This is a genomic window from Parasphingomonas halimpatiens (assembly GCF_036663795.1).
Classification (GTDB): domain Bacteria; phylum Pseudomonadota; class Alphaproteobacteria; order Sphingomonadales; family Sphingomonadaceae; genus Sphingomonas.
In genome coordinates this window covers 1-5,282 of the sequence record NZ_JAXOJP010000077.1, presented here as the reverse complement: position 1 = coordinate 5,282, position 5,282 = coordinate 1, and the positions used below count along the sequence as shown (strand labels likewise).

Annotated in this window: 8 protein-coding genes; 3 read left to right on the top strand and 5 right to left on the bottom strand. The window is 62.8% G+C overall.

The features are described from left to right. Positions 1-232: 232 nt before the first annotated feature. Genes U1839_RS26620 through U1839_RS26610 form a run of 3 tightly spaced genes read right to left on the bottom strand, consistent with a single transcriptional unit; the run spans position 233 to position 1,787 of the window. A complete protein-coding gene (locus U1839_RS26620) occupies positions 233-1,180 on the bottom strand; it encodes an alpha/beta fold hydrolase (protein WP_332806579.1) in 948 nt (315 codons plus the stop codon). Then, positions 1,177-1,386 carry a helix-turn-helix transcriptional regulator gene (locus U1839_RS26615; RefSeq protein ID WP_332806578.1) on the bottom strand — a complete coding sequence of 70 codons (210 nt, stop codon included), beginning with the start codon at positions 1,384-1,386 and terminating at the stop codon, positions 1,177-1,179. Before U1839_RS26615 ends, U1839_RS26620 begins: the two co-directional genes overlap by 4 nt. Then, positions 1,383-1,787 (bottom strand): hypothetical protein, encoded by a 405-nt coding sequence (locus U1839_RS26610; RefSeq protein WP_332806577.1) that lies wholly within the window; start codon positions 1,785-1,787, stop codon positions 1,383-1,385. The genes U1839_RS26615 and U1839_RS26610 overlap by 4 nt, the downstream gene beginning before the upstream one ends. Before the next feature lie 81 nt (positions 1,788-1,868). Here U1839_RS26610 and U1839_RS26605 point away from each other — a divergent pair, with 81 nt between their 5' ends. Continuing rightward, positions 1,869-2,828 carry an IS1595 family transposase gene (locus tag U1839_RS26605; protein ID WP_332806576.1) on the top strand — a complete coding sequence of 320 codons (960 nt, stop codon included), beginning with the start codon at positions 1,869-1,871 and terminating at the stop codon, positions 2,826-2,828. A gap of 188 nt (positions 2,829-3,016) precedes the next feature. Here U1839_RS26605 and U1839_RS26600 read toward each other — a convergent pair whose 3' ends face one another. Continuing rightward, the gene (locus tag U1839_RS26600; protein ID WP_332806575.1) at positions 3,017-3,388 is read right to left on the bottom strand and encodes a hypothetical protein; all 372 of its coding nucleotides are present in this window, start codon (positions 3,386-3,388) and stop codon (positions 3,017-3,019) included. 275 nt (positions 3,389-3,663) lie between these two features. Between U1839_RS26600 and U1839_RS26595 the strand changes: the two genes are divergently transcribed. Continuing rightward, the gene (locus U1839_RS26595) at positions 3,664-4,272 is read left to right on the top strand and encodes a hypothetical protein (RefSeq protein WP_332806574.1); all 609 of its coding nucleotides are present in this window, start codon (positions 3,664-3,666) and stop codon (positions 4,270-4,272) included. Between the two features lie 169 nt (positions 4,273-4,441). Here U1839_RS26595 and U1839_RS26590 read toward each other — a convergent pair whose 3' ends face one another. Next, on the bottom strand, positions 4,442-4,981 hold the full coding sequence (locus U1839_RS26590) for a GNAT family N-acetyltransferase (protein ID WP_332806573.1): 540 nt from the start codon (positions 4,979-4,981) through the stop codon (positions 4,442-4,444). Positions 4,982-5,078: 97 nt separating this feature from the next. Here U1839_RS26590 and U1839_RS26585 point away from each other — a divergent pair. Further along, positions 5,079-5,282 (top strand): 1-deoxy-D-xylulose-5-phosphate synthase N-terminal domain-containing protein (locus U1839_RS26585; protein WP_332806572.1); only part of this gene is annotated, 204 nt, incomplete at its 3' end.

The window sequence follows — 5,282 nt, the reverse complement described above, 5'->3', positions numbered from 1 at the left end:
TCTGCTCCATCATGTCCTCCCGCTCTCAAGGACATCGAATCAGACCAAAAACCACATGGCAACCACGATGTGTGAATGCTGTAGCCTTCAGGGGAGGGGTTGGGGTGGGGCAGTGCCGCAAACGCGCGCCTGCGGATGGGCCCCACCCCAACCCCTCCCCTGAAGGAGAGGGGCTTGAGTCCACCGGGTGACGGCTCCTTTCCCTCGCCAACATGAGCAAGGAAGCCAAGCGTCACTTCCCTGTCACAAACCCCGCCAGCACCGCCTGGAACGCGGCCGGCTGGTCGAGCATCACGAAGTGCGCGCTGTCGGCGATATCGACATAGCTGACATGCGGCGCGGCGGCATATTGCCGGTGGTAAAAGGCGTCGACCATCGGCTTGGTCGGCATCGCCGCGTTCCACGGATAGACCAAGGTGATCGGCAGCGTGAGCGCGGCGAGATCGGGGCGCAGGTCGGTCGTCAGATCCTCGTACATCGCCTGGCCGGTGACGCGGGCATCGGCGGCGCGTGCCCAGCCGAGCATCTTCGCGACGCTTTCGGGCTTGAGCGCGAGCCCGCGCGTCTGCGCCGCCGCCGCCTCGTCGGACAGCGGCTTGCCGTAATTGGCGGCGACGCGGTCGCGCATCATTGCAGCCTGCGGCGCTACCATCGCCGGTGTCGGGTCGATCCCCGGCGGCGCCATCAGCACCGCGAAATAGGGCAACGAGTCGACGATCATCAGCCTGGCGACATCGCCGGGATGCGCCTTGGCCAGCATCATGCCGACCAGTCCGCCCATCGAATGGCCGACCAGCGCGGCACCGGTCAGCGCGTTCTTCGCCTGATAGGCGTGAATGTCCGCGACGATGCCGTCGAGCACGCCCGGCTTGAGGTTGGCGCCGGGCTCGTCGCCGCCAAAGCCGTTGACTTGGACGAGGATCACGCGGTGCGTCCTGGCGAGGTCGCTCGCCACGCCGTCCCACACCGCACGCGGCGAGGCGAGGCCGGGGATCAGGATCACCGGCGATCCGCTGCCGAGCGCGACGATCGAAATATGGTCCATGCGTTGTTCGGGCGCGGGGATCGCGGCGACGGGGGCGGCGCGCGGAGCCGGCGCGGCGCAGTGGCCGGCGCCCGGTTGCAGCACGAAGGGCAAAGAGGCGAAGGCGAACAGCAGGTTGAGCTTGTGGCTGGTCATTGGTCGGCTTCCCTTGAAGGGCTGGTGAAGATCTGCTCGATCGTCAGGCCGAACAGTTCGGCGATCCTGAAGGCGAGCGGGAGCGAGGGGTCGTAGCGGCCGGTCTCGATCGCGTTGACGCTCTGGCGCGAGACCTGCAGCGCGTCGGCAAGGTCGCCCTGGCTCCAGTCGCGTTCGGCGCGCAGCACCTTGAGGCGGTTCTTCATGCGTCGCGCCCGATTGTCAGCTTGTTGGCGCAGGCGCCGAGTCCGAGCCCGCCGAACCACAGCACCGCGACATAATAGGATTCGACATGGGCAACGAGCTCGAAGCTTTCGAGAAAGCCCCAGATCGTCGCGATGCTCAGCGCGAACCCGCTCGCCCACAAGGTCTGGCGGACCATCGTCATGCGGACATATTCGTCGCTCTCCTCGACGAGATAGAGGCCGATCGCGGCGAAAATGCCGATGATCGGCAGCGCCGGCAGGATCGCCACGGCATAGGCGATCGGGCCGCCGATCAGATGACGGTTGAACAGGTACACGGCGCCCATCAGCGTGATCGCGTAGATCAGGCTGAGCACGATGACGCGGCGGCTGTAGCGCCGGATCGCGGGGTTTTTGCGCATGGAAAGCTTCCTTTCGAATCAGTGAAGGAAGCTGGACATTATATACTTGACAAAGCAACCCGGTGAGACGATACGGGATGCATGACGAACCTCACCGCCCCCCGCTTCACCGATGCCGACGCAGCCCGCGAGTATCTTGAAGCCCTGCACTGGCCGGAAGGCCCGGTTTGCCCGCATTGCGGTTCAGTCAACGCGCGTCGTCTGCCCGACCAGCGCGGCAAGCCTTCCAAGCGCCACCCGGAAGGCTCGGTTCGCAAGGGCCTGATCCAGTGCAACGACTGCCGCCAGCAGTACACCGTCACCGTTGGCACCGTGTTTTCGGACAGCAAGATCCCGCTCAACAAGTGGCTTCTCGCCACGCACCTAATGGTATCAAGCAAGAAGGGTATCAGCGCCCACCAGCTGCACCGTATGCTCGGCATCACCTACAAGTCGGCTTGGTTCATGGCGCACCGCATCCGCGAAGCCATGACCACCACCCCGACCGGCGACATGGGTTCCGGCGGCGGCATGGTCGAGGTTGACGAGACTTTCATCGGTCGTACCCAGACGCAGAGCCGCATGGCCATCCGCAACATGAACAAGATCGTCTCGCTGGTGGATCGCACGACTGGCCGCGCCGCTTCGGTCGTCGTGTTCGACAACCTCGGCAGCAAGTCGATTGGTCCGATCCTGTCGCAGTACATGGCCAGCGACGCCAAGCTGATGACGGACGGCGCCCACTTCTACAAGACGCTCGGCCCGCGCTACGCCAGCCACACCGTTGTTGACCATGCGCGCGGCGAGTATGTCCGCAAGGGCGACGCCACGATCCACACCAACACGGTTGAGGGCTTTTTCGGCATCTTCAAGCGTGGCATGAAGGGCATCTATCAGCATTGCGGCGCACAGCACTTGCAGCGCTACATCACCGAGTTTGATTTCCGCTACTCGAACCGCTCTGGCCTCGGCATCGGTGACGACGAGCGCGCAGAAATCGCCCTGCGTGGCATCGCCGGGAAGCGCCTGACCTATCGGCGGATTGGTGCAGTCACAGCCTAAATATCCTGCGCTCGGCAGGAAGCGCGTGTTCAATGGCGGCGCTTACGGCTGGCGCTGGGTGAAAAAAGATGACCAGACTTGAAAGATTGACGGTATCCCGATACCCGTGGTATCTGGATACCGCGATGCGCGCCGGGATTGATGAGATGGCCAATTTTATCAGGCGGGCAAGCGGTCGCGGACTTGGCCTATCGTTCTGGATCGCCCTTGTCGCTGCCGAGATCGCGGCCTTCCTGCCTATCGCCGAAGAGTCGGTGCACGTGGAGCAGCAGCCACAAGTAGCCCATGGCTACACTGATCAAAAAGGTCACGAATCCGCATCGATAAAGGAAATTAGGGACAATTGAAGATATGTCTTTCTTGCCTGCGGCGAGAAAATACATTTTATCCCCGACAATTTGTCCGCCGATCGCTGCGCCCGCGCAAAGTAGCGCTGCAATGATCAAGGCGCAAAAGACAACGACTGCGATAGATGGGTAGCGATTAGGAAATCTGAATGCCATGGCGGTCAACCCAACCACGCCGGCAACTATCAGCCCCGCCGCAACGTTCGCTAGCATTACATTCCCCTGATTCGCTCGGGCGAGGCTAGCGGCTAGCGTTGAGGAGTCGAGTCAGGCTGATCACCTTCGAAGCGAGCCTTGTCCCCTTGGCCGCCACAACCCGCGCGGCTATCAACTGGACGTGAGACAATCTGGCGAAAGGCTCGGCGACGAACTGCCCGGGCCTTTTTGCTATTCAGTCGGTCCAGTGTTCTTTCCCGCCCGACGCGATCGGCCTGCCCCGCCGCCGAGGCTCGGTTGACTCTTGCGGCTTGGGATGCGGTTTAGGTGGCGTGCGCAGCATCGTGCGGAGCACGTCATCTTCGTGTATTTCGCCGGGGCTTGCCATGGATTACGACCCACTAAAGGATTTCGCAGAGATCGGGATGATAACACATCATTTCGAACAATGTGAGTTCTCCTTGTCCGAACTGTTCCTGCTGCTGTGCGAGTCGGAAAACGACGCGCCTTTTCAGATATTCGGGCAAATCGTTTCCTCAAATCTCCGGCTAACCATGACTGGGATCGCCTTAGAGGAGTGCATGCCGCGACCGTCCGCGCTGAAAGCCAAAATCACCGCCGTTTTGGCGGAATTCAAGGCGTGCCAGACGCTGCGCAACCGGTCGATCCACCAAAGCATTTTCCCTGTCATTAGAGATGGGAAACTCGCGAACGTCGGAATGCCGCTGTGGCACCAGACAATCCGGTACAAGGGCGGCGCGCTAAAGCCTGGGCTCGAAATCTCAGCGGAACAACTGAGTGAGACGAACCATCAAATCACGCTGCTGGTTTTTGCTCTCAGGGGCGTCGTGGACGAGCTTTCAGAATTTCTTGGAGCGCGAAAGAAACGTCGATTGCGGAAACTGACGCTTGCACCCCGGCGTCGTAAAGCCGCTCGTTAAGCGCGCGCACGCCCGCCTCGATCATCTCGCCCGTAATCTCGAACGCCGGCCTGTCGCTGGCCGGTGTAGCGTCTGGACCACGCTTTGTCATGTATATAATGTCCAGGAAGCTTTACAGACAAGCTTGCTTGTCAGTCAAGGGTGCTTTGCATTTTGATTGGCGTGGTTGTCAGGTGAGATCCTTCCCCATCCGCACCAGCGGCACGGCAACGCCATCGACCGGCGCCGCGCTGACGGCCTCGAGCGGCACATAACCGCACGCCGCGTAGAGCGGCTGGCCGGCCAGCGTTGCCATCATCTCGGCGCGGGTGAAGCCGGCGGCGCAGGCCGCGGCCTCGCATAGCGCGAGGATCTGGCGGCCGACGCCGCGGCGGGCGAAGTCGGGGTCGGTGAACATCGCGCGGATCCGCGCCGGGTCGGTCGCCGGATCGAGCAGGCGCGCGTCGCGCAGCGCGGCGCTGTGGTCGCCGCCATAAAGCGTCGCGCGGCGGCTCCACCCGCCGCAGCCGGCGAGCCGGCCGGTCTGTTCGACGAGGAAATAGCTGCCATCGTCGATCAGCTGCGTGTCGAGCCCCATCACCGCGCGGCTCGCGGCGATCTCCGCCGGGGTCAGGAAATCGCGCTGCAGTTCGCCGATCGCGCGGTCCATCAGCGCGCGGATCGCGGGGATGTCGTCGTGCGTGGCGATGCGGTGGGTGAGCGTTTCCATCGCCCCTTGTCCCCATCCGGTGCATGCCGCGTCAAGAAGGGACGCACCGCGCGCGGGGTGAATCGACACCCTTCAATGGCTTCGCTAGACTGACCCGATGGCTGATGCACCACACACACCGTTGCTCGACACGGTTCTTTCGCCCGCCGACCTTCGCAAGCTCAATGCCGACCAGCTGCGCCAACTGGCGGACGAGTTGCGCGCGGAGACGATTTCGGCGGTGGGGACGACCGGGGGTCACCTCGGATCGGGGTTGGGCGTGGTCGAGCTGACCACCGCGATTCACTATGTCTTCGATACC